The following is a 26,102-nucleotide window of genomic DNA, read 5'->3' as shown; positions in this document are numbered from 1 at the left end:
AACATACCGGTAGTATGTAAGGTGCTTTTTAAATAGTGTAATTAATATTAACAAAATTTTTTGGAGGAAAAATCTATGTTGTCGCTTATTAAAATTGAATTAAATAAAGTTTCTAAATCTAAATTATTTTTAGCCTGGTTGGGTACTATATTCATAGTGTTAGGTATTACAGCAATCATTATTATGGGATTAGGTACTGACAATAAACTAGGAGAATTCACTGGACAGGATTCTAATGTTATTAGAGTTACTGGTAAATGGGAAGGTTGGGCAATTACAACATCATTGTTTGCATCTTTATTTACCAAAGCAGCATTTTTGATTTTCGAATCTTATTTATTGTCTACGATTATTATTGATGAATTTAAACGAAGAACAATTTTTCAGCTGTTTTCCTACCCTGTTTCTAAAATAAAGTTACTATGGGGAAAAGTGCTTACAGTAATTCTGATATCATTTATTGCTCATTTTACTGCACATTTAGTTATTCAATTATTAATTAAATTAGTAGCAGTTTTAACCGAATCAAATTATATCCCAATAGCTAATCAAATGATTAACTTAGCTGGAATTACGGTTGGAACAGTATTAATCGGAATACTACCATTTGTTTTAGGTATGATTAAGCATTCAACAGCTATAACAATGCTTACAGGACTTGGTTTAGCAGCATTACTTTCAAATGTAAGTCCAGGAAGTTTATCTAATAATATTGCTGATAACTTATTCTTTTTGATATTTGCAAGTTTCATAAGTTTAATGATTACTTCATTTTCAATTTATACTATTTCAAGACAAGATATTAATATCAAGTAGTATAGCTGAATTTAATGGAAGTAAAATGATAATTCTTTAATGATTACTTTAAAAGAAGAGCTGGATAAATTGGTATTTATGCTCCTGAAGAAAAATCCTTGCATTTAAAGTTAGATATAGAAAGAGAGATAGAAATGAGAAATATTGTTGAAGTAAAAGAAGTTTTTAAAACAATTGATAAAGAAGAAATTTTAAGTGGTATCAACCTTCAAATTGCTGAAGGAGAAATCTATGGATTTTTAGGACCAAATGGCGCAGGGAAAACAACTTTAATGAAATGCATGTTATCCTTATCAACTGTTACATCTGGTAGTATTGAAATCTTTGGAAAAAATTTACAAGATCACAGAGAGGAGATTCTAAGTCAGGTTGGAAGTGTTATTGAAACACCAATTTTTTATGAAAACCTCACAGCAAAAGAAATTTTGGAAATTCACGCTCAGTATATGGGGAAAAATATTATTGAATCAGATATAATAAGAGCCTTAAGAATGGTCGGATTAAAGAATACGACTAAAAAAGTAAAAGAGTTTTCGTTAGGAATGAGGCAAAGGCTTGGTTTAGCTCGTGCCTTTCTAACAAAACCTAAATTGTTAATTTTAGATGAGCCAATCAATGGTTTAGATCCAATAGGAATTCAAGAAATTCGAAATCTTTTGTTGTCTCTTTCTAAGGAGCATGGAATTACAATACTAATATCGAGTCATATATTATCGGAAATTTCACAGATAGCAGATAAAATTGGTTTTATCAAAAATGGAGAAATGCTAGAACAGGTCTCTATGAAAGAGATTAGGAGGGAGAATATTGACTTAGAAGAATATTTTATGTCACATTTTCTAAATGAAATGTAAGAATTACGAGGTAGATTAGGAATGAAACAATTGACAAAGTACCATAAGAAGTATTTTTATACTTTCATGATTTTTAATATATTAGTTCCTTTAACTAATATTGCTTTTGCTTATTCTATTAAAATTATAATTGATAGTGGAATGTCCCAAAATAGGGAAGCTCTAACCCAAGCGATACTAATAGGTGCTATCGTAATATTTATCTATGCCAGTCTTAATTTTATATCCCTTCGATTAAGAAATAAACTTGTTAGGCAGATTATGTCAAGATACAAAAATAAGGTGTTTGAATCTATTTTAGATAGGGATTATAGAGAATTTTCTAAGGAAAAATCAGGAAAATTTATTTCAATATTAACTGAGAACATGAAGAAAATTGAGCAGGATTATTTGCACCAATATTTTAATATTTCAAAAAATATTTCCTTAATGATTTTCTCACTAGTAGCCATGTTTATAGGTAATTGGTTTTTGACCTTATTAGTTATCATTGCTAGCATTATTCCTATGATGATTTCAGGATTTATTGGACAAAAATCAGCCTCTCTACAAAATAGTTCTATGATAGCCGATCAGAAATATTTAGCTAAGGTTAAAGATATTTTAGCAGGGTTTCTCGTTATAAAAAGTTTTAATGTGAAAGATGCTATCCGTCAAGATTACAAAAACGAAAGCGAAAAATTGGATGAGATATATTTCATCAAAGGGAAATTTGATGTTTTATCTAATGTTATTTCTCAACTTTCAGGGATGATTGTTTTTTTAGTAGCCTTTGGTGGAGGAATGTATCTGGTCTTCGGTGGGCATACCACAATTGGGAGTGTTACAGCTATTGTTCAACTAGTCAATTTTGTAGTAATGCCACTAAATGAAATTGGTATGGGAATGAGTAAATTCCGTGAAGGTCAGGCTACACTGAATTCATTTGAGGTAAAAGATGTAATCGAACTTCAAACTGGTAAAACGAAAGAATATTTTGATGATGTCATTTCTTTTTCAAATGTAGATTTTTCCTACCCTAATGCTGAGGAAAAGATTTTTAATAATTTATCTTTACAGATCAAAAAGGGGGAAAAAATTGCAATAGTAGGTATGTCAGGTAGTGGAAAATCAACTTTACTCAATCTATTACTGCGTTTCTATGATGTAACAAGTGGACATATTTCAATTGATAATCAAGATATACAAGCTATTTCAGCAGGGAGCCTTTATAACTTAATGACTATTGTTCAACAAGACGTTTATATCTTTGATGATACTTTAAAAGCAAATATTACCCTTAGTCAATCCTTTACTGAAGATGATATAAAAAAAGCTGTACAGCAGTCTGGTTTAGAAAGTTCTATTTTAGAAAATGAATTAGGTCTACAAACTTTATGTGGCGAGAATGGATCAAATCTATCTGGGGGAGAAAGACAGAGACTTAGTATTGCGCGTGCTTTAATTCGAAAAACACCAATCTTATTATTAGATGAGGCTACCTCGTCTTTAGATAATAAAGTTACTACTGAAATTGAAAATTCAATTTTAGAAATTCAAGATTTGACGGTTCTTGTTGTTACGCATAAGTTAAATAAGAGCATGTTGAAAAAGTACAATAGAATTCTTTTTATGAAAAATGGAGTTATTGTTGAAGATGGTTCTTTTGATAACTTGATGGATAGGAAAGGTGAATTTTATAAATTGGTTGAGTTGAGTGTGTAGTGCTACCAGAATAAAAAAGGATGAAAATCTTTAATCTCAAGTTGTTTTCCAATAATATTATGGTTGTATAAACAAAGTGAATTTGAGAATTAAAAAGTGACTAAAAAAGAAGGCTAAATAATATTAAGCTGTAAAATACAACTCATCGAATATGATTAAATGGTAAATATCAATTAAATTGAAAATTTTATAGTGTTATAATATAATTAAACCATAAGAGCAAGAAGGTTGTGCTTAAAAAATAATCTTAGTATAGCTTATCTCTGACAAATATTTAGATTTTAGAGCTGTTTAATTTTAAGAAGTCATTATTTTTAAACATTAGGGGCTTCAAAGGAGAATATTTAAAATGAAACATTTTTTTGCTGGTATCGGAGAGATAAAATTAGCTTTCTACATTTTATATGTTTTGCTAGGTCTAGCACCTTTATTTCACACTTACATAATAAATGCTGAAACAGGGGTAGGAAAATTAACTTTAACTATTATAGGGGTAGTCTCCGTATTTATTTTAACTATTGCTCGAATTTATAGAAGATTTTTCTATAATAAAAATAAACTTGACTAGAATAGTATGGATTAGTTAATCAATTGGAACTATTATTTTTGTTATAATTTACTACTTTTAAGTTTTTACATTAAACAGCCGACTGAAGTGAAAGTTGTTTATCCTAGAAAGGAAAACTCTCAAATTGTCCTACAAATTTCTACTCTTCGACCTCGACCACACCTTACTTGATTTTGATGCTGCTGAGGATGTGGCTTTGACGCAACTTCTAAAAGAAGAAGGGGTTGCAGATATTCAGGCTTATAAAGACTATTATGTCCCTATGAACAAGGCTCTCTGGAAGGACTTAGAGCAAAAGAAAATCAGTAAACCAGAGCTGGTTAACACGCGCTTTTCTCGTTTATTTGCTCATTTTGGACAGGAAAAAGACGGTAGTTTTCTAGCCCAACGTTACCAGTTTTACCTATCCCAACAGGGGCAAGCTTTTTCAGGTGCTCATGAACTTTTAGATAGCCTCATCGAGCGTGATTATGAGCTGTATGCTGCGACAAATGGCATTACTGCCATTCAGACGGGGCGTTTGGCTCAATCGGGTCTAGCACCTTATTTCAATCAAGTTTTTATCTCTGAACAGCTACAAACACAAAAACCGGATGCTCTCTTTTATGAAAAAATTGGTCAGCAGATTGCAGGTTTTAGTAAAGAAAAGACGCTGATGATTGGAGATTCTCTAACTGCCGATATCCAAGGTGGCAATAATGCTGGGATTGACACGATTTGGTACAACCCTCATCACCTCGAAAATCACACACAAGCCCAGCCGACTTACGAAGTCCATTCTTACCAAGACTTGCTGGATTGTTTAGATAAACTGTAAAAAGTGGTTTAGATAGCCACTTTTTGCTATAATAGAGGCAGTAAAAACGAAGGAGTCGGCTATGGAACACTCGTCTTGGCATGCTTTGATTAAGGCGCAATTGCCTGAAGGTTATTTTGGGAAAATCAATCAGTTTATGGAGCAGGTCTATTCTCAAGGGACTATTTATCCGCCTAAGGAAAAGGTTTTTCAAGCTCTATTGACAACACCGCTTGAAGAGGTTAAGGTGGTGATTCTAGGGCAAGATCCCTATCACGGGCCAGGTCAAGCGCAGGGCTTGAGTTTTTCTGTACCTGACTCTATCCAAGCTCCGCCATCCTTGCAAAATATCTTGAAAGAATTGTCAGATGATATCGGGGTTAAGAAATCTCATGATTTGACAGCTTGGGCTGAGCAAGGAGTCTTACTTCTCAATACCTGTCTGACTGTTCCTGCTGGACAGGCCAATGGTCATGCTGGTCAAATATGGGAGCCATTTACAGATGCTGTGATTCAGGTGGTCAATCAACTAGATAGACCAGTCGTTTTTGTACTCTGGGGAGCTTATGCACGCAAGAAGAAGGCCTTAGTTACCAATCCTCACCACTTGATTATCGAATCAGCCCATCCAAGTCCTTTATCGGTTTATAGAGGATTTTGGGGTTCCAAGCCTTTTTCCAAGGCCAATGCATTCTTAAAAGAGACAGGACAAGAGCCAATCGATTGGCTTAGATAAGGAGAAAATATGCCTCAGTTAGCGACAATTTGCTACATTGATAACGGGAAAGAACTGCTTATGCTCCACCGTAATAAGAAACCCAATGATGTTCATGAAGGGAAATGGATTGGTGTGGGTGGTAAGATAGAGAGAGGTGAGACCCCTCAGGAATGCGCAGCGCGTGAAATCCTTGAAGAAACAGGGCTCAAAGCTAAGCCAGTTCTAAAAGGTGTTATCACTTTTCCTGAATTCACGCCAGATCTAGACTGGTACACCTATGTTTTTAAGGTGACGGAGTTCGAGGGTGACTTGATTGATTGCAACGAGGGGACGCTAGAATGGGTTCCCTATGATGAGGTTTTGAGCAAGCCAACTTGGGAGGGTGACCACACCTTTGTTGAATGGCTTTTAGAGGACAAACCCTTCTTTTCAGCCAAGTTTGTTTATGATGGGGATAAATTGTTGGATACCCAAGTTGATTTCTATGAATAAAGGAGAAAGTAGATGCTACTAATCAAAAATGGTCGTGTAATGGATCCTAAGTCTGGTTTGGATCAAGTGTGTGATGTCTTAGTTCAAGATGGGAAAATTATCAAAATTGCACCTGAAATTAAAGAAGAAGGGGCAGAAGTGCTTGATGCTACTGGTCTTGTAGTTGCTCCTGGCTTGGTCGATATCCATGTTCATTTCCGTGAACCTGGTCAGACCCACAAGGAGGATATCCATACTGGTGCCCTAGCTGCTGCTGTAGGTGGTTTTACAACTGTCGTCATGATGGCTAATACTAGTCCAACCATTTCAGACGTGGAGACTTTGCAAGAAGTTCTTCAATCTGCTGCCAAGGAAAAAATCAATGTTAAGACGGTTGCGACCATTACGAAGAATTTTAATGGGCAAGATTTGACTGACTTTAAGGCACTTTTAGAAGCTGGTGCGGTTGGTTTCTCTGATGACGGTATCCCACTTGAAAGCAGTAAAGTTGTCAAGGAAGCCATGGAGGAAGCCCAAAAGCTTAATACCTTTATTAGTCTCCATGAGGAAGATCCAGGTTTGAATGGGATACTTGGATTTAATGAAAATATTGCTAAAGAACATTTCCATATCTGCGGTGCGACTGGGGTGGCTGAGTACGCTATGATGGCGCGTGATGTCATGATTGCCTATGCAACTAAGGCCCATGTTCATATCCAGCATTTGTCTAAGGAAGAAAGTGTTAAAGTAGTTGAGTTTGCTCAAGGGTTAGGTGCGCAAGTAACAGCAGAAGTAGCGCCACAGCATTTTTCTAAGACCGAAGCGCTCCTTTTGACACAAGGAAGCAATGCTAAGATGAATCCACCGCTTCGTTTGGAATCAGACCGTCGTGCCGTGATTGAAGGTCTCAAATCAGACGTCATCACAGTTATCGCAACTGACCACGCGCCTCATCATGCAGATGAGAAAAATGTCGAAGATATTACCAAGGCGCCATCTGGTATGACTGGCTTAGAAACATCTCTATCTCTTGGATTGACTTATTTGGTCGAAGCTGGTGAGTTAAGCTTGATGGAATTACTCGAAAAAATGACATACAACCCATCCAAGCTTTACAACTTTGAAGCAGGTTACTTGGCTGAGAATGGTCCAGCGGACATCACTATTTTTGATGCTAAGGCTGACCGCCTTGTGGACTCCCATTTTGCTTCGAAAGCAGCTAATTCACCATTCATCGGTGAAACCTTAAAAGGGCAGGTTAAATATACCATCTGTAAGGGACAAATCGTCTATCAAGCTTGATAGGAGTTGGAATATGAATTATTTTCGAAAACGTAGGGAGAGAAAAGCAAAATCTAATAGCGGAATTTACTGTCCCGCATCTAATCGTTCTAAAATTCAATATGAAACTAAAGAAAAAGCTGACCATGCGGTTCAATATGATAATGGAGATTTAGTTAGAAGCTATTATTGTCGAACATGTGCGTGTTGGCATACTACTTCAAAATCTAATAACCCTCCGCTAAGTTTGAAAAACTATGGTCTGAAACTCTTTGGTTTAGATAAATCAGAATAGAAAGAGAAGTATGTATAAGACAAAGTGTTTACGAGAGAAGTTAGTATTATTTTTAAAAATTTTCTTCCCAATCCTGATCTACCAATTTGCCAATTATTCTGCCTCTTTTGTTGACACTGCAATGACAGGTCAATACAATACTATGGACTTGGCTGGTGTGTCTATGGCAACCAGTATCTGGAATCCTTTCTTTACATTTCTGACAGGGATTGTGTCGGCCTTGGTGCCCATCATTGGTCACCATCTTGGTCGAGGCAAAAAGGAAGAAGTTGCATCTGATTTTTACCAGTTCATCTATCTGGCCTTGGGTCTATCTGTGGTCTTGCTGGGACTGGTAGTTTTCCTGGCACCACCCGTTTTAAATCATATCGGACTAGAAGCACCAGTGGCGGCAGTAGCGGTTCGCTATCTTTGGTTTTTATCTATCGGAATTATCCCCCTGTTGCTTTTTAGTGTCATTCGCTCCTTGCTGGATTCTCTAGGGCTGACCAAATTGTCCATGTACCTCATGCTTTTGTTACTTCCTCTCAATAGTGGATTTAACTATCTCTTGATTTTCGGAGCCTTTGGTGTTCCAGAACTGGGAGGTGCTGGTGCTGGTTTAGGTACTTCCTTGGCTTATTGGGTCTTGCTTGGGATTTCTATTCTGGTTTTATTTAAACAGGAGAAGCTCAAAGCCTTACACCTTGAGAAACGAATTCCACTTAATATGGATAAAATTAAGGAAGGAGTTCGCTTAGGTCTGCCTATTGGGGGAACTGTCTTTGCGGAAGTGGCTATCTTTTCCGTGGTTGGCTTGATTATGGCTAAGTTCTCGTCCTTGATTATTGCTAGTCACCAGTCAGCCATGAACTTTTCAAGTCTTATGTACGCCTTTCCTATGAGTATTTCATCGGCTATGGCTATAGTTGTGTCTTATGAAGTGGGAGCCAAGCAATTTGATGATGCGAAAACCTATATTGGTCTAGGAAGATGGACTGCCCTTATTTTTGCGGCATTCACCTTATCCTTCCTTTACATTTTTCGAGGAAATGTGGCTAGTCTTTATGGTAACGACCCAGAATTTATCGATTTGACAGCGCGCTTTTTAACTTACAGTCTTTTTTTCCAGTTAGCAGATACCTTTGCAGCACCGCTTCAGGGAATTTTACGGGGGTATAAGGATACCGTTATTCCTTTTTACCTTGGTTTGGTTGGTTACTGGGGGGTGACACTCCCAGTAGCTATGGTATTCGATTCTCTAACAGATTTTGGAGCTTATTCTTACTGGATTGGTTTGATTATTAGTCTAATCGTGAGTGGGGTTCTTTACCGTTGGCGTTTAACTGTGATTATGAAGAGATTTGAATCCAGAAAAGCTTGATTTTTAGAATTCCTACAAGCAAAAATATCCTTCCTTATCTACATTATTTTAATTAGTAGTAGGTAGACGAGAACTTCAAAAATATAGAAACAATTGATATTCCACGCTACTTTACTGGTATCAGATATAAAGAAAAAGAAGTTGCTAAAACAAGCAACTTCTTTTTTTGAATTTTGTTTTACATAATTTATTTTATGTAGTTTATAAACTATCCAAGGCATTTTTTTGTTCATCGTTGACGATATGGGTATAGAGGTCAGTGACTTGTGTACTGGCGTGTCCTAGCTGGTGACTGACCAAAACTTGTGATTTAGTAGCATCATATAGCCTAGTTGCTAGCGTATGGCGCAGTTTATGGGGTGTTACACGGACTTTGAAGTCCTCAGAATACTTAGCAACCATTTTCTCAACGCTGGAAGCATCGATACGATTAGGAACTCCTCTGTAGAGAGTCAAAAAAAGGGCTGTATCTGTTTTTTCCGTCTTATAGCGTTGATTTCGAATGGCGAGATAATTCTCTAAATAAGGTTTTGCAAAGGCAGCGACATTGACCGAGTCACGTTTGCCACCTTTTCGAGTGACATCGATAACCATCATCTTGAGATTGAGATCTCTTAGATCCAGATTAACAGCTTCAGATAAGCGGACGCCAGATGCCAAGAGAAGGGCAATGATGGCCAAATCACGTTCTTTATTTTTGTTAAATGATGAAAGAGCTCGATGAGAAAGTTGTTGAGGGTACTCTTGGTCGATATAAGTTAGAAAACCTTCTGTTTCATCACCAAGAAAGAGTTTTTGCTTTATGTTTTCAGCTCTGGCAGCAAGCGTTTCTTTCTTTTTCTTTGTTGAAACTTTCTTCATTACATTACGATAAAAATAAGGTTCCCCCTGATCGTTTTCAACCTCCTCGGTAAGATATTTGTAAAGACTAGAAAGTGCTGACAAAGTCCGATTGATAGTTGTCTGAGAAACTCCTTGCTTGGTTGTATTAGCATTCAGCAAAGGACGTTCTCGAAGATAAAGGATAAAAGCCTCCATATCTTTCTTTGACATGTTTTCCAAGACAGATAAAGGAATATTAGACATTTTATCAGCGTTTGAGATACCAGACTCTAAAACCCAGCTGAAAAATCGATCATATTCCTTGAGATATTCGTACAAGGTTGTAAAACTGTAAGGAACAGCAAGCTTAGATTGGTAGTATTCCAGAACATACCAGGGCATGATTTGTTTTAGTTTGTCGATTCGTTCTAGTAAAATCTCACGTTTCATGTATTTTCTCCATAAAGTAAGTCTATTAGTAGTATAGCATAGACTTGCATATTTTTCAAGAAAATTATAGTTTTTCGGAAAAATGTTGTAGAGATCTTTAAAAAAGACTTAGACCAAAACTATAACTAAAAAATTTTTTTTCGTTCAAAATTGTCTAAAATGTACATTTTAGTGAAAATGTACTTTACTAAATCTCACAACCTTATTAAATCAACGTTTTTAGGCTTACAAGGGGTTTGGTAAGGGCTGAAAATGTACTTTATACATCTAAGCTACTAAATCAAAAAATGTACTTTATCTTGCCTTAAAATAAAGTACATTTCAATTATAAAGTACATTTTTTAGAGAGTGTACATTACCCTTTAAACCCAGTTGTATCAAGGGTTTATCCATTGTCTAGGGAAAAGTAGATAAATTTTTAGTTGTTAAAATGATCAAAAAACTTAGACCTGCAAACAAAACAGATCTAAATCTTTGGAGTTATTATTGTGAATTATTATCTAGTGCTTTTTATAGTTTCCAAATACTAATTTTTACCAAAGTTCAATTATTTGTATGTGAGATGTCTTATCTCTAAAAAATAACCGATCTCATTACTGAGAATCGGTTTTCTAGTGTATTTAATTAAGAAATTTATTTTTACATAACATAAATTATGTGAAAAACTCCTACAACAATAAATCTTTTACTTTCCCAATTTCACTTTTTGGAATAACTAGGTGAATCATATCTCCGAGATACATTCTGGTTGAACCATTAACTGTTTGGCTCTTGCCATTATGGACTTGGGTAGTGATGAGGACGTTGTGTGGTAAGTTGAGTTCATGAACTTGTTTCCCAGCAATTTTATCAGAAACTGGTATTTCGATAAGTGTAACTTCTCCTTCGCTAGATACTTCTTCTGGAAGCATTTTTTCCAGCATGGCTTCATAGACTGGTGCACCCTTGAGTAAATCCATGATAATATAAGAAACAAGAGTGACAAGACCAAGTGGCATGAGGTTGCGAATATCTCCTACCATCTCAGTTACGAGTATCATAGCAGTTAAGGGAGCCTTGGATATTGCTCCAAAGTATCCACTCATTCCTAGAATGACAAATATAGGGAATTGCTCTTGACTGACAAGTCCAAGATTGACACAAATGACACCAACTAGGGCACCAAGCAAGGAACCGAGAGCCAAAATAGGTAGGAAAATTCCTCCTGGAAGACCACTTCCATAACTAATCATGCTCCAAACAAAACGGATCAAAAAGTAAGCTAATAGAACTTGAAAACTAAAATCTTGCTCAGTTAAGGAAAGAACCAGCTGATTTCCACCACCAAGGATTTGGGGTAAGAAGATTCCGACTGGTATGATGAGAATGAAGGCCAGAATTGGATAATAAGCTCTATCTAAACGCATTTTTTGACCAATCCAATCATAAATTCTACCGACATTGAGTACAGCCTTCTCATAGAGAAAACCGGAAAGACCCAGAAAAATTCCCATGAGGAGGTAAATCCAATACTGATCTAGGGTCATGAGTGGGATATTATCTGGCATATCCAGTACGGGTGTTAGACCAAATATGAGCAGAGAGACAAAGTTTGCTACGATGCTGGCTGCTAGTGTAGAAACCCAGAAAAAGCGCGAAAAATGGTGATAAACTTCTTCTATTACAAAGAGGAGGCCTGCTATTGGTGCATTAAAGGCTGCGGCTAATCCTGCTGCAGCTCCACTTGCAATCAAGGAACGTTCCTCTACTGGACTGGATTTGAGCCACTTGGCAATACCTTTACCACCAACTGCTCCCAGTTGGATACTTGGACCTTCACGCCCCAGCATAAGACCACTGGCAATAGCTAGAATACCTAGCACATATTTTTTCCAAAGAACGCCCCACCAGTTGAGGGACATGAGGCCTTTCAGTTCGGCTTCGACTTGAGGAATTCCTGAGCCTTTGATATCTTTTTCTGATCGAGTTAATTTCGCACTGAGCCAACAAACTATTAAATAAAATAGACCAATGATAAAAAGATTGCGCACTAGGTGCGCTTGATCTTGATAAAGTCCTTGTATCAGGTGGAAGCCCTTTTCAATTAAGAAACGAAAGGATCCGACGATAATTCCAACGACGAGGCCGACAATGATTCCTCGACCAACTTGGGATAGTATAGTGCTGGATGCAAAGGCGAATTCTTTCTTAGAACGGACTATTTCCGACTGTTCCTCCATGGTATTTCCTTTCAATTAACTTTCTTTTTTACCTAAAACCAGTGATTTAACGGGTTCAAAGCTGGTTCGGTGAATTGGGGTAACTCCTAGTTTGTCAAGTCCTTCCAGGTGTTTAGCAGTTCCATATCCTGCATTAGCAGCGAAATCATAGCCAGGGAACTGCTGATCGAATTCCTTCATCAATTTATCACGTGTCACCTTGGCTACTATAGAAGCTGCTGCAATTGAAAGGGAATTAGCATCTCCTTTGATGATAGATGTTTGTGAAATTGGTAAATCCAGTTTCATGGCATCTATCAAAAGGTGCTCAGGTTGAGGACTAAGCTGGGAGATTGCTTCCTTCATGGCCAGTTTGGTTGCTTCATAGATATTGACTTGGTCGATGACCTGATTATCCATGATACCAATGCCAATTGATAAGGCTTGATTTTGAACGGCTTGGAAAATCTCCAGATGTTTCTTTTTAGGAATTTTCTTGCTGTCGTTGAGACCTCTAATCTTACAACTTTTAGGTAAGATGACGGCTGCAGCAACCACAGGCCCAGCTAGAGGACCTCGGCCGACTTCATCAACACCAGCAATTAAGGTCAATCCTTGCTTATACAGTTCCTTTTCATAGGAAAGCATGGATTCCAAACGAAGATCCTCATCCAATTCTGCCTGAATAGCTTTTTTACGCTTGCTGATTTCCTTTTGAACTCCAGAGCGATTATCCTTTTCAAGCTCTAAAAAAATAGGGCTTTCTAACTCCTTGACCGTTTCAAGGAGTTCTTTGATTTCTTTAATCGTCGCCATCGAGGTCTTCCAATGTATCTAAGGTATAGTTACCGAGTTTGCCATCACGGACTTCCTTCACGAAGAGACTGTAAAAACGGTCATAGTCGTCACGGAAACCGAGGGCGCGGGTCATGTCCATAATAATCACAGGCGCTTCTTCTTCAATTTTCATTTGTTTGAAGCGTTCAGCTAGCTTTTCTGGATAATGTTTTTTGAAATAATTAAGACCAAAAATGGTCACCTCATCCATAGGGAGCAACTGATCTTTAATAGCTCCAGTCAAGGCTAGTTTAAGAGCAACAGTTTCGTCTTCGAATTTAGGCCAGAGAATCCCTGGTGTATCCAAGATTTCCAGGTCTTTATTGGTTTTAAGCCATTGTTGTCCCTTGGTAACCCCTGGTTTGTTACCGACAACGGCAATTTTCTTACCAGCCAAACGGTTCATGAGAGTTGATTTACCAGCGTTTGGAATCCCGATAATCATGGTACGCAAGGTTTCAATCTGAATACCACGTTCCTTTTGGCGAGCAATTTTATCAGCCATGAGCTTTTTTGCCGCATCTGTTACAACTTTTACAGTTACTTGTTCTTTGGAATTGATAGCCAGCGTCTGGATTCCCTGTGATTCAAAATACTGACGCCATTCTTTGGTCATTGCTGGATCGGCCAAGTCTGCCTTGTTTAAAATCAAGAGTTTTGGTTTGTCACCAACAATCTTGGTCAACATAGGATTTTGACTAGATAAAGGTAAGCGTGCATCCACCAAAATCGTCACAAAATCAACAAATTTTAAATTTTCCTGCACCTGTCGACGCGCTTTAGACATGTGACCAGGAAACCATTGAATAGTAGCCATTGAGTTTTTTTCCTTATAAAATAAAAATTTAATTAATATAAATAGTGTTTTTCTTATAGTCTATTTTATCATAATTTGAGCGCTTTTGCATAGGCTTTTGATTTTGCACAACACATATATTGCATAAAATAAATTATGTAATATATGTGTTCTTCTGATTTTTAAATTAACAGAAAATATTCAACTTTTCTCTATTTTTTTTGGATAAACTAACACCTACCATGGAATTTTCCACGGTAGGTGTTAGTTATATCAATAATCGTTCTAAAAATGGTTTGAGGCAGTTGAGGAGAATTCCTTCTATCCAACTTTCTTGTGCTGAGGATAGATGTTCTGTCTGCAGGCTTTCTTTTAGAAAATCTCGGACTTGTTCTGGTGCGATTTCAAACTCAAAGGCTTTCATTTTATAGAAAAAGTCTAGCAGATGGTCTGATAAGTATTCAGTTGAAAAAGGCACTTCTCCACTTTTTCGATATTCTAATAAGAGGCGAGCAAATCGAGCTTTTTCTTCAGGAAGTTCACGAAAGTAAGAATTGAGGAGCCAGGTCTGCTTCTGCTTTCTTTCAATTGGATCTTGACCGGCAATTCGTTGGTCTTTTTCCAACTCTTTTTGGTATTGTTTGGCCTTGATAGCCCGTTCTGCTCGATTTTTACCAAAAAGAATTTTCTCCCACTTGCGTTCTTCTTGAGTCAGGGTCTCTGTAAAGCCAAAGTAATCTTGATAGGCACGCTCTGCCGGGCCCATGGCTAGAACTAGATTGTCTGCATATTGCTTGGCGATTTTATCCCTCTTCTTGCGCTCCTTCTCTGCCTGGATACGGAGTTCTTGCTCGTAGTCAATTTTCTCCTTGCCTAGCTTGACAAGGTAGAGTTGGTCATCTGGTTTTCCAAGTAAAAAGGGTTTGATACACTTTTCAAGGACTTCTTCCATCCGAGCCTTTTTCTTTGGCTCCGCCTTGGTCCAACTTCCTCCTTGAAAGACTTCTAGGAAGAGCTGGTAGTCTTTCTCAGGTGAGAACTGATTGCCACGATTGGGTTTAAAAACACCTTTTTCCCAGAGCCATTTTAGAAGACGCTCGTCAAAGTCACTTTTATTGACTTTGATTTTTTCCTTTTTCTGGGCTTTTCTGGTCAGATTTTCAACCTTTCTGAGCAGTTTTTCTTCCTCTTCCAGTTGCTGGTCAAGGGTCAATCGATGAAAATGACGAACACAGTCGCTACCAATTGGAAAGAGGCGTTGACCTGTGACACCGTTAAAGAGTTCGTAGGCGTACTTGATGGCATTTCCACAGACACAATTGCTACGGCCGATACCGTTAAAAATCAAGGAAACTTCATTCCATTCCTTGGTAGCTTGTTCCCAAGTATCAGCTTTTGAAGCCTGTAAAACCGCATCATGTAGGGATTTTCTAACTGGAAGTGTCATGAGGTCTCCTTTCTAGATTATACTTTTACAACTTGAACCTCGTCTTTACCGAGTAAAATCAAGTATTTTTCAATATTTTCAATCGAATAGGCTCGAGATAAAGCCTCTCCGTATAGGGCTAACTGACCACGATAACGGTCTATGAGTTGACTGGGCTCATCATAGCGGTCTGTCTTGTAGTCGAAAAGAACGATTCTATCCTCATAAAGCAGATAGCCATCAAGGATACCACGGACAACAAAGTCTTCGTTACTCTTTTGATCTCGTTTGAGCATGGAGAAAGGTTGCTCGCGATAAAGATGGTTGGTATTAGCGAGAATTTCCTGACCGAGTGCTGTGTCAAAGAATGCAAGAATTTTAGCAAGATTAATCTTGTCTCTGACAGCTGGGCTGGTTTGAACTTGTTTGAGAGTTTCTGTCAGGCTAGCAAGGGTTGGTTGCTGGCTGAGGTCCATTCTCTGCATCAGTTCGTGGGTAGCACTACCAATCTCAGCTCCTGTTACCTTTTCTTTGGTTGAAAAATCTGGCAAATCAAAGTTGATTTTCTTGTCTACTGACTGGCCTTGACCTGCAATCTCAACACCTTCTATATCCATAACTGGTTCGTAGAATTTCTTGATTTGACTTGGGGTTTGAACACTAGGCAGTTCAATGGCTGCCCGGTGAAGAGTATTATAAACTTCCACCTCTTTTAGCATTTCAAGAGCTTCTTTAATAGTTTCAGACTGGCGATTGTCTGCTTGGGAGCTATCTTGGAGAGGGCTTTTGTTTTCCAACTCTCCGATAGCTTCTCTAGTCAGCTGATCTTCACCAACAAAACGATAGCTAAAGTTGAGATGATCCTTGGTAAATACTTTACTGATAGCCCAAAGCCAATCTTGGAAATTCCGTGCTTGCAGTCTAGTATTGCTATTTAGTTTTCCATTTTTAGCTGCTGGGTATTCCTTGGCTTCCAGCTTTTCGCGAGAACCCTTGCCGACAAGATAGAGCTTTTTCTCAGCCCGCGTCATGGCAACATACAGCAGACGCATCTGCTCTGAGTAGCTTGCCAGCTGTAATTCCTTTTCATTCTGCCTATAGGTTAGACTAGGAATGGAGAGTTTGATGGTTTTAGGATAGTAATCTTCCGCTGCTCCTGTCTCCATTTTGGCAATATATTTGACACCAAGACCATTCTGACGACTGAGAATGACTTCTGACATAGAGTCTTGCTTATTGAAATCTTGATCCATATTGAGGATAAAGACGTAAGGAAACTCCAGCCCTTTACTCTTGTGGATGGTCATGAGCTCTACTGCATCTTTTGGCGGTGCGACGGCCACGCTTGCAAGATCATGCTGGGCTTCTAAAACTTGGTTAATCATGCTAATAAATCTTGACAAACCCTTGAAATTGCTCTTTTCAAATTGATCAGCACGCAGAGCTAGGGCATAGAGATTGGCTTGTCTAGCAGGACCATTTGGCAAAGCCCCAACATAGTCATAATAAAAACGGTCGTTGTAAATCTTCCAAATCAGGTCATAGAGGGAGTGGGTTTTGGCATACAAGCGCCAAGAAGCCAAGATGTCCATGAATTGCTTTAGTTTCTCAGCTAGAGCCGTGTGAATCAAGTTTTTCTGGCTTGTTACCATTTTTTGTGCATTGACCAGTTTTTCATAGAGATTTTCTTGGACTTTATCCTCTGCTTTCTGAAGAGATAAACGTGCTAACTCGTCCTCATCAAAGCCAAACATTGGAGACTTCATAAGGGCAACCAAGGCATAGTCTTGCAGGGGATTGTGAATGACACGAAGGGTGTCCAGCATGACTTGCACTTCTAGGGATTGGAGATAATTGTTTTGCTCTCCGTCAGTTTTGACAGGAATTCCGTACTCAGACAGGGCGAGGATAATCTGGTCATTACGACTGCGACTGGAGGTCAGAAGGGCAATTTCTTTAAAGGCAACACCTTGTTCCTGATGGAGTTTAAGAATCTCCTTGATAACTAAGCGCATTTCACCTGTTAGTTTCGTTTCTGCCTGCCCCTCTTCTTCCTCACTTGTGTCGTCCTTATCATAGAGGAGAAATTCTGCCTTGTTGTCTGGATTGGGAGTCAGTTTGGTATTGGCAAAAACAAGCTGGTGCATGTTATTATAGTTGATTTCGCCGACCTCTTGGTCCATGAGACGTTCAAAGACATCATTGGTTGCTGACAGCACTTCTGAACTACTACGGAAATTTTCTTTAAGGAGAATAAGCTTACCCTCTTTTGGATTTTGCGCATAGCGTTGGAACTTTTCATTGAAAATCTGCGGGTCTGCCTGACGGAAACGGTAGATAGACTGCTTGATATCTCCCACCATAAAGCGATTGTGACCATTAGATAGCAATTCCAACATCCGTTCTTGAATATGGTTGGTATCCTGATACTCATCGACCATGACTTCATGGAAGCGCTCCTGATAAGCCTGACGAACTTGCGGGAATTTCTCTAAAATCTCAATGGTATAATGGCTGATATCAGCGAATTCAAAGGCGTTTTCCTGGCGTTTACGTTCTCGATACGCCTCCACAAAATCACTCATGAAGGCTTGGAAGGTTTTAGCTAGTTCCCAGGTGTCTTCATGATAACGTTCTTGATAGTCGAGAATGGTTATCTGGTCTGACAGTTGTCCTAGTTTAGCAAACTGGGTCTTTCTTTCTTCGTTGTAGGCATCAGCAAGAGGTTTCAAATCAGCCTTACGACTGGCATTAGTCAGAGATCGACCGTTTTTCTCTTTCGAAATTGCGACAACACGCGCAAGTACTGCCTGATAAGCCTGACTATCGGACTCCTGATTTAGGGAGCCAATTTCATCCAGAATCAACTGAACATTTTCTAAATAAGCAGCCTTTGCAAACTCCTTGGCATCGTTATCCAGATGGTAACGGAAAAAGCTCTCCAAATCCCAAAGGGCTTGCTGGATTTGCTCAGTTAGTTTTTCTTTTTCACTAGTAAAATCAGCTTTTTCAAAGCCTTTGAGGAAAGACTCACTCAGCCATTTCTGAGGATTGCTGGTGGATTGGAGGAAGTCATAGATTTTATAGACTTGCTGGCGCAGCCCCCGTTCATCCTTGCCGCGCCCAGCAAAGTTTTTCAGCAAATGACTAAAGGTCTCTTTCTGTTTACCTTGGTAATGCGCTTCAAAGACCTCATGGAAGACTTCGTTTTTGAGAAGAAGTTGCTCGCTCTGGTTTTGTAAAATCCTGAAATTAGGCGCAATATCAATCAGATAACCGTGTTTGCCAAGGAATTTTTGTGTAAAAGAGTCCATGGTTCCGATGGCTGCGTTGGGTAGGTCTGCCAACTGGCGTCCTAAGTGTTGTTTGAGGTCGACATCGCTGCTTTCTTGGATTTGCTTGCTGATTTTTTTCTCCAAACGTTCCTTAAGCTCTGTGGCAGCCTTGACAGTAAAGGTTGAGATAAAGAGTTGAGAAATTTCGATACCACGCGCCAACTGATCCAGAATGCGCTCGGCCATGACAAAGGTCTTCCCAGAACCAGCCGACGCTGATACAAGGATATTCTGACCAGAAGTGTAGATAGCTTCTATTTGCTCGGCAGTTTTCTTTTGTTCCTTGCTCGAATTTGCTTCTGCTTCTTGCAGTTTTTGAATTTCCTTCTCGGTTAAAAAGGGAATGGGCTTCATCGATTCAACTCCTCTCTTATTTTTTCAAACCAAGCTTGCTTGAGTTTTTCTCCGACAAGACGTTTGCCATCAGCTAGGTCCAACTTCTCTAGGAAACGGGCTTGACCCAAGTGGTAATTGGCTTCAAATCCTGTGATGGCTTGATGTTGCTGAACATACGGTGCAATACTTCTGCCATTTTCAGTATAAGGGTTAATGGCGAACTGACCTTCTAAAATCTTCTCAGCTGCTTTCCTGTAAAGGTGGGCATTGTAGTCCAGCAGGAGCTGGAATTCCTCATCTGTCAGCTGATTAGCCTTGTTTTTGTTATAAAATTCGCCCAAATGACTGCTTTCTTTTTCTAAAAAGAGGCCTTGGTATTTCATTGACTTGCTGGCTTCTACTACTGCACCTGCTAGACTTTTAACGGTCATCAAAGATTGGACAGGCTCAGCCATTTCCAAGTACATGGCACCAAAAAAGTTCTGCTCCCCTTCTCTTTTTAAGGCAGCTAGATAGGTTGGCAACTGGGAATTAAGCCCATTAAAGAAATGAGGAAACTGGAACTGAGTCAGACTGGATTTGTAGTCTACCACTCCGATCGCTCCATCAGCTTTCAATCGGTCAATGCGGTCAACCTTGCCTCGTACAAAAACACTGCGTCCATTGTCCAATTGAATAAAGGCCTGCTCTTTCCCACCAAAATTTGCTTCCTCTTTAATAGTCTCGATGGCTGGATTGTGTCGGAGAATATGACCAGTCGTCCGTGCAACATCAAGCAAAACTTCCCTTGTAAACTTGGCTTCCAAACTTTCTTGATAAATGGCTTCAAATTCGCGTTCTTGACTGGTTTCTTGAATAGCTTGTTCTAGACGGTGGTCAAAGGAATCTTCGTCAGGCAACTGCAAGGCACGTTCAAAAATGCGGTGTAAGAAATTCCCATGACTACGAGCATCTGGACGCAGGCGCAATTCCTCCTGCAAGCCTAACACGTAGCGGAGGAAATAACTGTATTCATTGCGGTAAAACTCCGTCAAACCAGAGGTAGACAGGTAAAATTCCTGTTCAGCAGGATAGAGAGCCTGTAAGGTGTCCTTTGCTAAGGGTTTACTGCTTGGGCTGGTTGGGAGGGCTGGATTTTCCAGACCTTGCTGTTCTAGTTTTTTACCCATCACACGCGCCAGAACCTTGACAAAGGTCAAATCTTGCTCAGTCTCACTCATCTCGCCCTGCTGGTGATAGGCAACCAGACTGGACAAAAGACTGTGATAGGAACCCATATCTTCCTTAGACAGCCCTTTGTGATTCATCCTCTTCTCTTTTCGCCTAAATCCAAAATGAACTAGCTCTTGAAGATAAGCTGATTCCTTGCTTTCACTTTCGTTAAAAAGGCTTGGAGCCGATAAGACCAACTGCTTACGAGCAGAATTGACCAAGGAAAGCATAGTATAGCGATTTTTCTTGAGATTTTCACTGCTGGCAATCAGCAATTGAACGCCTTCTTCGGTTGCTTGGTTTAAGCTTTGTCTTTCTTCATCAGTCAAAAGACTGGTATTTTGCGCGATTTTTGGTAAATTGTCCTGAGTCAGACCAATGGCATAGACAAAGTCAGCTGTCAAAGGCGCAATCAAATCGTAACTCTGCACCAGAACAGTGTCCACTGTTGCTGGAATGGTGCGATACTGAGATAGACTCATCCCAGAATGGAGCAAGGCTAGAAAGTCCTCTAAACTAACCTGTGAACCAGCAAAAACGGTTGAAAATTGTTCTAAAACATGACAGAAAGCCTTCCAAACTTCAGTCTGTCTTTCCTGTTCTATAGCTTCCATAGTGGCTGTCAAATCTTGCAGTTGCTTGGTCACTAATCCTTCTTTTAGAAAAGAGTTCCACTTTTGCAAGAGATTTTCAGCCTTCTGTTTTCGACTGGCAAACAGAGTTTCAAGAGGTGTTAAAATACGCAGACGAAGATCATTTAAACGTTCCAGATTAAATTTTCCATGGTGGGATTTGGTAAAGGTTTGCTGAAAGGCTGGCAAGCCATTGATACCAAGATAGCGGATATATTGCTCAAAAGCATCAATATCCGCTTGGCTAAGGTCACTATACAAACCTGTTCTGAGAAGATTTATCAAATCTTCTTGACGGAAACGATAGCGTTTCAAAGCCAAAATAGACTCGACAAACTGAGTTAAAGGGTGGTGCGCCATGGATTCGCTTCTACCAAGATAGAAAGGAATCTGATACTGGTCAAAAATGGTTTTAAGAGATAACTGATAAGAAGCTACATCCCCCAAGAGAATACGGAAATGCTTGTAACTCAGGTCTGCATTTTCATGTAATTTCTGACGAATACTACGGGCTACTAGCTCCAACTCCTCCTTTTGCGTCAAGCAAGACCAGATTTGTAAGTTTTCACGGTCCTTCTCATCGACATCCAAAGCGAGTTCTGAAAAGTCATAAGAAGACTCCAGCAAACGAGAGGCCTTATCAAAACTATCCATCTGCTCATGAGTCTGAGAACGGTCTTGAGCAGGAGTTTGGTATTTTGCAGCTAAATGATGGAGAAACTCCACACTGGCTTGGTAGAGATTGCCTTCAGCGAATGGACTGGTATAAGCTTTCTTACTAGCATAAGCCCCAATAACAATCTCAACACCCTTGCCGTGAAGTAAGTCCACAATCCGCTCTTCCTCAGCAGAAAAACGAGTAAATCCATCAATAACCAAGGCGAGTTGAGTAAAATCACTACTAACTTTGTTATTCTCAATAGCCTCAATCAAATGGGACAACTGACTTCCTTGAGCCAATTGACCTTGATTAAGATAGGCCGTTACTTTCTCAAAAATCAAGAGTAAGTCTGCTCGCTTGTCCTCATCCGTCAAACTCTCCAAGTCCAAAAAACTCATTTGAGCAGTCGTCATCTCGTGATAAAGATCAATCAACTGCTGGATAAACTGAGGATCCTGCTTGATGGCACCGTATACTCGTAAATCTTTGGGAACAAGTTCAGCAAGACATCTGTAAAAGGCCATCCCAAGACCGATGTCATCTAGACTGGTCTTAGCAGGCAAGTCATTCAAAATCAGATAACGAGCCATTTGAGCAAAGCGCGTGACGGTAATCGCAAAAGAAGCCTGCTGGGACAAGCATTCCAGCACGGCGCGTTCCTTTTCAAAAGAAAGAGAGTTGGGGGCGATGTAGAAGACCCGCTTGCCCGCAGCAACTAACTCCTCCGCCTCTCTGGTTAGGATTTCTGTCAAAGAAGTCCGAATATCAGTATAAAGTAATTTCATCTCTGCCTCGTTGGAATTTTTCATTACCTTTTATTATACCATGATTAGCCCAAAGATTCCTCCTGAATCATTTACACTGTGCCCTTTAAATTTTCTCATTTTAAAAAAATTAGAAAACTATTAAGCAACCCAACTGTCCAAATGCTCTGTTTCTTGTTTTTATACTTTTGAGTAAGCAAATCCTAATGTACATAAACAAGCCATTGTGACATATGAGCCTACTGACAGTGGACAAGGTTGCTTTTTTAAAATAATTGAGTATGACATAAATGTCAAGAGCTCTCTTACTTTTTATATCGCATTTTCTAACATAACATTCTTTCCAACAAAAAAGACTAGGTTGCCCCAGCCTTTTATACTACACCCCAAAAACTAGATATAAAAAATCTAACTTTTGGGGTCACTTCACTCTATTTCCTCCACCAAGATTTTCTTGTTTCCGCTTAATAAGCAATTTTCAATGTGTCTTGATCCGGAAGAGCAACACCTTTGCTTAATGTAATTTTATGCTTGTCATTTTTTGAAAACCCTACGGTCTCACCATCCTGCAAATCTACATCCTCAAGGAGTATGTACGATACGATTGAAGATATAAATTTTATTAGATTCCCCGGATTTTCATCTGCATCTATTATCTCAAGCTCATATTTTCCAAACACGTACATTCCATAAGTGTATGCGGATATTCCCTTGTCAGTTTGATAAAGACCGAACCATATCCAGTTAAAAATAGGTAATTCCTGTTCTTTAATCATTTGAGCGCAGTCAATATAAGAATTTGGTTCAAAGACCACTCCGCTTGTAAATACGCCTATGGCATTTTCCTGCATGCTGCAAGCTGCCATAATCTCAGTATAAATAAGTCCTCTTTCTTTTATATCTTCTCCATCACCTAAAACAGCAACGACAATATGTGCCTTATGGCTTTTAGTAACCTCTACCGCTTCTCTCCACATATAATTATTGGAAGCATTGATTTCCGCCTCTTCGTTTGGTACGGGATTCGGGAATTTACTGATAACCACACGATATCCATTGATATCTGTAAAGATTACATCGTCAGCTTCATCTGTTAAATCTTCATTTGGGATTTCAATACTCCACTCATCTCTAAGATCTTTTATCAGTTTATTCTTGTCCCAACAATCCTCCGAAAGCAAAACGCTCCCACAAAATTCTCCTATGTTATCACTGTTCAAAACTTCCACCTCAACCTCTACATAAAATTTGTCTAAAATATCTACCATGTATTATCATCTTTTTATCGTGAATTGTCAAGTCAAGTGAATCATTTACGCTGTGTCCTTTTTGGGGGCAAAAATAGCGATATCATGAATTTTGAAAATAAAAATCTGTTTCAGAAATCAAAAAAATATCTCATAAAGTAAATTTCCTTTTCATTTTAAGGTGTAATGATTCAATGACAGCCTCAGTTCCTAAAAAAGGATAGACTATCCCCCTTAAATTTTCACGATTTTAAAAAAAGTTATACAATTATTAAGTAACCCAACTATTTAAATGTTCTGTTTCTTGTTTTTTCACTTTTGAATAAGCAAATCCTAATGTGCATAAACAAGCCATTGTGACATATAAAGTTACTTTTTCTAATCCTTTTATCGTATGATTCTCAAACATAAAGTCTCTATCTAACCGACCATTAATTCTTTCTATGGCACTTCTCTTATTGTAAAGTCTCTCAAATTTATGTGATTGTTGTGATACTTTAGGGAAGATGCGAATATCTTCTGAACGATTTATTCTAAAAATGCGGTTATCATTATATTTTGGATGAAATCCGTAACACAATGAATCTGTCCCTTTGTACACTAATGGTATTAATTGAAAATCTTCTGTTCGATAAAATACTTCTTCATCTTGATTATAATAAAGGGCTGTATCTTTATATTGGCGGCTTTCTTCATCTTTCCACATATGTCTTGGAGGGATAATCGCAATCAATCCTTGTTCTTCGATGAATTTTCTAAATTCAACACTATCATACCCTTTATCTGCCATCACTGCCTTTGTATTTTTCAATAGTAATTCTGATTCTGTAAGAATTTCTTCAGCGACTTCACGTTCTCCTTTACTTGTTGGAGTCACTTTAAAAGCCAACGATAGTTCATAATTTACATTTGCTAATAAATGAAATCGGAAACCAAAATGGTACTTCATAGTTTTAGTTCCGTTATTTGAATAATAAGTTTTAGCTGTCGTATCTGCTTGAGTTTCTCTTCTGCCATCTGGTTCCTTAGTAGATACTTTATTGGCTTAACTTTGAATAATTTTTCCATCAACGGCTACTTCTTTTCCAACATCCGGTAATTCTTCTTGCTGTTCCTTTAATTTTTTTATAAAACGAGACATCGTAGCAGAACTTGGCACTATACGAACATAATTATTAGTATGATTCATAGAAATATAATGTGATTGAAGTCCGCATAATTGTCTTAATTGGCTATTTCTTCGATATTCTCGTAATAAACTTTCAATCGTTGAATGTCGGAAAAAAATTTCGCAAGAAATAATCGGCTCTATAATATTTGTAGTGGGTAAATCCCCTATGGATATTATGGAGCCTATTTTGTGTAGAAAAAAAGTCCCATATGACCTATAATGAAAAGCGACCAAACAACTCATTAGAAAGATTCATATGGAACAATTACATTTTATCACAAAACTACTCGATATCAAAGACTCAAATATCCAATTTATGGATATCATCAATAGGGATACACACAAGGAAATCATCGCTAAACTGGATTATGAGGCCCCATCTTGCCCTGATTGCAGAAGTCAAATGAAGAAATATGACTTTCAAAAACCGTCGAAAATTCCTTACCTCGAAACAACTGGTATGCCTACCAGAATCCTCCTTAAAAAGACGTCGTTTCAAGTGCTATCATTGCTCTAAAATAAATGGTCTCCGAGACCTCACTCGTCAAGAAGAATCATCAAATTCCTCGTATTATCAACCAAAAAATTGCGCAAAAGTTGATTGAAAAGACTTCTATGACCGATATTGCCCATCAGCTTTCCATCTCAACTTCAACTGTCATTCGAAAGCTCAATGATTTCAACTTTAAGCATGATTTTTCTCGTCTTCCTGAGATTATGTCCTGGGACGAGTATGCCTTCACTAAAGGAAAGATGAGTTTCATTGCACAAGACTTTGATAATCTCAACATTATCACCGTTCTTGAAGGTAGAACACAAGCTGTCATTCGAGATCACTTTCTTAAATATGATAGAGCCGTCCGATGTCGAGTGAAAATCATTACTATGGATATGTTTAGCCCCTACTACGATATTGCCAGAAAACTTTTTCCTAACGCTAAAATCGTTCTCGACCGCTTTCACATTGTCCAACATCTCAGCCGTGCTATGAGTCGTGTCCGTGTTCAAATCATGAATCAGTTCGATCGAAAATCTCATGAATACAAGGCCATCAAACGTTACTGGAAGCTCATTCAACAGGATAGTCGTAAACTGAGTGATAAACGATTTTATCGCCCTACTTTTCGTATGCACTTAACAAATAAAGAAATTCTAGACAAGCTTTTGAGCTATTCAGAAGACTTGAAACACCACTACAATGTCTATCAGCTCTTACTTTTTCACTTTCAGAACAAGGACCCTGAGAAATTCTTCGGACTCATTGAGGACAATCTTAAGCAGGTTCATCCTCTTTTTCAGACCGTCTTTAAAACTTTTCTCAAGGATAATGAGAAAATAGTCAACGCTCT

At 38.5% G+C, this 26,102-nt stretch carries 19 protein-coding genes and 2 pseudogenes; 11 read left to right on the top strand and 10 right to left on the bottom strand.

Annotated elements, in window-relative coordinates:
- Positions 1-75: 75 nt before the first annotated feature.
- The 10 genes from HMPREF9957_RS05320 to pdrM all read left to right on the top strand — a co-directional run bounded on the left by HMPREF9957_RS05320 (position 76) and on the right by pdrM (position 8,866).
- Positions 76-816, top strand: coding sequence for an ABC transporter permease (locus tag HMPREF9957_RS05320; protein ID WP_000949750.1), 741 nt, complete (start codon positions 76-78; stop codon positions 814-816).
- 134 nt (positions 817-950) lie between these two features.
- Complete coding sequence (locus HMPREF9957_RS05315) at positions 951-1,670, top strand: ABC transporter ATP-binding protein (RefSeq protein WP_001244588.1); 720 nt, start codon at positions 951-953, stop codon at positions 1,668-1,670.
- Between the two features lie 21 nt (positions 1,671-1,691).
- Complete coding sequence (locus HMPREF9957_RS05310) at positions 1,692-3,374, top strand: ABC transporter ATP-binding protein (RefSeq protein ID WP_004242241.1); 1,683 nt, start codon at positions 1,692-1,694, stop codon at positions 3,372-3,374.
- Between the two features lie 349 nt (positions 3,375-3,723).
- Complete coding sequence (locus tag HMPREF9957_RS0102260; RefSeq protein WP_000680080.1) at positions 3,724-3,942, top strand: hypothetical protein; 219 nt, start codon at positions 3,724-3,726, stop codon at positions 3,940-3,942.
- Between the two features lie 124 nt (positions 3,943-4,066).
- Entirely contained in the window at positions 4,067-4,759 is a 693-nt protein-coding gene (gene pynA, locus HMPREF9957_RS05305; protein ID WP_000120617.1) for a pyrimidine 5'-nucleotidase PynA, read from the top strand.
- 61 nt (positions 4,760-4,820) lie between these two features.
- Entirely contained in the window at positions 4,821-5,474 is a 654-nt protein-coding gene (locus HMPREF9957_RS05300; RefSeq protein WP_000401330.1) for a uracil-DNA glycosylase, read from the top strand.
- 9 nt (positions 5,475-5,483) lie between these two features.
- A complete protein-coding gene (locus HMPREF9957_RS05295) occupies positions 5,484-5,948 on the top strand; it encodes an NUDIX hydrolase (RefSeq protein ID WP_001135760.1) in 465 nt (154 codons plus the stop codon).
- 12 nt (positions 5,949-5,960) lie between these two features.
- Positions 5,961-7,229 (top strand): dihydroorotase, encoded by a 1,269-nt coding sequence (locus HMPREF9957_RS05290; RefSeq protein WP_000924477.1) that lies wholly within the window; start codon positions 5,961-5,963, stop codon positions 7,227-7,229.
- Positions 7,230-7,242: 13 nt separating this feature from the next.
- The gene (locus HMPREF9957_RS0102255) at positions 7,243-7,503 is read left to right on the top strand and encodes a hypothetical protein (protein WP_001105919.1); all 261 of its coding nucleotides are present in this window, start codon (positions 7,243-7,245) and stop codon (positions 7,501-7,503) included.
- Between the two features lie 10 nt (positions 7,504-7,513).
- Positions 7,514-8,866 (top strand): sodium-coupled multidrug efflux MATE transporter PdrM, encoded by a 1,353-nt coding sequence (gene pdrM, locus HMPREF9957_RS05285; RefSeq protein WP_000278522.1) that lies wholly within the window; start codon positions 7,514-7,516, stop codon positions 8,864-8,866.
- 201 nt (positions 8,867-9,067) lie between these two features.
- On the opposite strand, the gene xerS is transcribed toward pdrM, so the two are convergent.
- From xerS to HMPREF9957_RS12510, 10 genes and pseudogenes are all read right to left on the bottom strand, one after another.
- Positions 9,068-10,138 (bottom strand): tyrosine recombinase XerS, encoded by a 1,071-nt coding sequence (xerS, locus tag HMPREF9957_RS05280; RefSeq protein ID WP_000817862.1) that lies wholly within the window; start codon positions 10,136-10,138, stop codon positions 9,068-9,070.
- A gap of 668 nt (positions 10,139-10,806) precedes the next feature.
- The gene (locus tag HMPREF9957_RS05275) at positions 10,807-12,357 is read right to left on the bottom strand and encodes a ClC family H(+)/Cl(-) exchange transporter (protein ID WP_000392562.1); all 1,551 of its coding nucleotides are present in this window, start codon (positions 12,355-12,357) and stop codon (positions 10,807-10,809) included.
- A gap of 15 nt (positions 12,358-12,372) precedes the next feature.
- A complete protein-coding gene (locus tag HMPREF9957_RS05270; RefSeq protein ID WP_000201114.1) occupies positions 12,373-13,152 on the bottom strand; it encodes a ribonuclease HII in 780 nt (259 codons plus the stop codon).
- On the bottom strand, positions 13,139-13,990 hold the full coding sequence (gene ylqF, locus HMPREF9957_RS05265; RefSeq protein WP_000201322.1) for a ribosome biogenesis GTPase YlqF: 852 nt from the start codon (positions 13,988-13,990) through the stop codon (positions 13,139-13,141). Before ylqF ends, HMPREF9957_RS05270 begins: the two co-directional genes overlap by 14 nt.
- 247 nt (positions 13,991-14,237) lie before the next feature.
- Positions 14,238-15,416 carry a hypothetical protein gene (locus HMPREF9957_RS05260; protein ID WP_000174782.1) on the bottom strand — a complete coding sequence of 393 codons (1,179 nt, stop codon included), beginning with the start codon at positions 15,414-15,416 and terminating at the stop codon, positions 14,238-14,240.
- A gap of 17 nt (positions 15,417-15,433) precedes the next feature.
- Positions 15,434-19,084, bottom strand: coding sequence for a helicase-exonuclease AddAB subunit AddA (gene addA / locus HMPREF9957_RS05255; RefSeq protein WP_000802641.1), 3,651 nt, complete (start codon positions 19,082-19,084; stop codon positions 15,434-15,436).
- Complete coding sequence (rexB, locus tag HMPREF9957_RS05250; RefSeq protein WP_004242230.1) at positions 19,081-22,356, bottom strand: ATP-dependent nuclease subunit B; 3,276 nt, start codon at positions 22,354-22,356, stop codon at positions 19,081-19,083. Before rexB ends, addA begins: the two co-directional genes overlap by 4 nt.
- A 443-nt stretch (positions 22,357-22,799) precedes the next feature.
- On the bottom strand, positions 22,800-23,603 hold the full coding sequence (locus HMPREF9957_RS05245; protein ID WP_004242227.1) for a DUF4261 domain-containing protein: 804 nt from the start codon (positions 23,601-23,603) through the stop codon (positions 22,800-22,802).
- A gap of 250 nt (positions 23,604-23,853) precedes the next feature.
- A pseudogene (locus HMPREF9957_RS05240) lies at positions 23,854-24,543 on the bottom strand (transposase); the annotation flags it as partial.
- An 84-nt stretch (positions 24,544-24,627) separates the two neighbouring features.
- Positions 24,628-24,996, bottom strand: a complete 369-nt coding sequence (locus tag HMPREF9957_RS12510) for a hypothetical protein (protein WP_080563508.1) — start codon at positions 24,994-24,996, stop codon at positions 24,628-24,630.
- Between the two features lie 13 nt (positions 24,997-25,009).
- On the opposite strand from HMPREF9957_RS12510, the pseudogene HMPREF9957_RS12260 reads away from it, so the two are divergent.
- Positions 25,010-26,102 (top strand): annotated as a pseudogene (locus tag HMPREF9957_RS12260) (ISL3 family transposase); the annotation flags it as partial.

Source organism: Streptococcus mitis SK1080 (assembly GCF_000220085.1).
Lineage (GTDB): Bacteria > Bacillota > Bacilli > Lactobacillales > Streptococcaceae > Streptococcus > Streptococcus mitis_K.
Note: the sequence above shows the minus strand (reverse complement) of the source record. Positions and strands in the feature narration are given on the sequence as shown.

Excerpts from the sequence above, each read along its gene's own strand:
- HMPREF9957_RS05320 (WP_000949750.1), top strand. The coding sequence starts at position 76 with ATGTTGTCGCTTATTAAAATTGAATTAAATAAAGTTTCTAAATCTAAA.
- HMPREF9957_RS05315 (WP_001244588.1), top strand. The coding sequence starts at position 951 with ATGAGAAATATTGTTGAAGTAAAAGAAGTTTTTAAAACAATTGATAAA.
- HMPREF9957_RS05310 (WP_004242241.1), top strand. The coding sequence starts at position 1,692 with ATGAAACAATTGACAAAGTACCATAAGAAGTATTTTTATACTTTCATG.
- HMPREF9957_RS0102260 (WP_000680080.1), top strand. The coding sequence starts at position 3,724 with ATGAAACATTTTTTTGCTGGTATCGGAGAGATAAAATTAGCTTTCTAC.
- HMPREF9957_RS05300 (WP_000401330.1), top strand. The coding sequence starts at position 4,821 with ATGGAACACTCGTCTTGGCATGCTTTGATTAAGGCGCAATTGCCTGAA.
- HMPREF9957_RS05295 (WP_001135760.1), top strand. The coding sequence starts at position 5,484 with ATGCCTCAGTTAGCGACAATTTGCTACATTGATAACGGGAAAGAACTG.
- HMPREF9957_RS05290 (WP_000924477.1), top strand. The coding sequence starts at position 5,961 with ATGCTACTAATCAAAAATGGTCGTGTAATGGATCCTAAGTCTGGTTTG.
- HMPREF9957_RS0102255 (WP_001105919.1), top strand. The coding sequence starts at position 7,243 with ATGAATTATTTTCGAAAACGTAGGGAGAGAAAAGCAAAATCTAATAGC.
- pdrM (WP_000278522.1), top strand. The coding sequence starts at position 7,514 with ATGTATAAGACAAAGTGTTTACGAGAGAAGTTAGTATTATTTTTAAAA.
- xerS (WP_000817862.1), bottom strand. The coding sequence starts at position 10,138 with ATGAAACGTGAGATTTTACTAGAACGAATCGACAAACTAAAACAAATC.
- HMPREF9957_RS05275 (WP_000392562.1), bottom strand. The coding sequence starts at position 12,357 with ATGGAGGAACAGTCGGAAATAGTCCGTTCTAAGAAAGAATTCGCCTTT.
- HMPREF9957_RS05270 (WP_000201114.1), bottom strand. The coding sequence starts at position 13,152 with ATGGCGACGATTAAAGAAATCAAAGAACTCCTTGAAACGGTCAAGGAG.
- ylqF (WP_000201322.1), bottom strand. The coding sequence starts at position 13,990 with ATGGCTACTATTCAATGGTTTCCTGGTCACATGTCTAAAGCGCGTCGA.
- HMPREF9957_RS05260 (WP_000174782.1), bottom strand. The coding sequence starts at position 15,416 with ATGACACTTCCAGTTAGAAAATCCCTACATGATGCGGTTTTACAGGCT.
- addA (WP_000802641.1), bottom strand. The coding sequence starts at position 19,084 with ATGAAGCCCATTCCCTTTTTAACCGAGAAGGAAATTCAAAAACTGCAA.
- rexB (WP_004242230.1), bottom strand. The coding sequence starts at position 22,356 with ATGAAATTACTTTATACTGATATTCGGACTTCTTTGACAGAAATCCTA.
- HMPREF9957_RS05245 (WP_004242227.1), bottom strand. The coding sequence starts at position 23,603 with ATGGTAGATATTTTAGACAAATTTTATGTAGAGGTTGAGGTGGAAGTT.
- HMPREF9957_RS12510 (WP_080563508.1), bottom strand. The coding sequence starts at position 24,996 with ATGAGTTGTTTGGTCGCTTTTCATTATAGGTCATATGGGACTTTTTTT.